Below are 351 nucleotides of genomic sequence, written 5' to 3'. Positions count from 1 at the left end.
GCGGCCGCCTCCGGGAGCCCGGTCCCCGCCGCCGCGCGCGGAACGCTCCCGGCCGCGCCGGGCACCCGGGGGTCGGCCGCGCGCCGGGAACCGGCCGCCGGCCGCTCATCGGCCGGTGAACCGTCGCGGCGGTCCCGGGCCGACGTGTCGACGGGCCTGCCGACGACCAGGGTGTCCACGTCCTCCGGCGACGGCGGACCGTCCGTGCGCTCCGGTCCCGCGGCCCGCGCGCCGGGCGCGTACGGCAGGTCGGGGCCGCCGCCGGGCACCGCGTCCGCCACGGGGCCGTCACCGGGCGACGCGTCCGCCACCGGGCCGCCGCCGGGCACCGAGGGACCGGTCTCCCGCGCG

1 pseudogene is annotated in these 351 nt (G+C 84.6%); it reads right to left on the bottom strand.

What is annotated here, in order from left to right:
* A pseudogene (locus RKE29_RS30610) lies at positions 1-351 on the bottom strand (hypothetical protein); the annotation flags it as partial.

Source organism: Streptomyces sp. B1866, assembly GCF_031932565.1.
In the GTDB taxonomy this organism is placed as follows: Bacteria; Actinomycetota; Actinomycetes; order Streptomycetales; family Streptomycetaceae; genus Streptomyces.
This window is presented reverse-complemented; position numbering and strand designations above follow the sequence as displayed.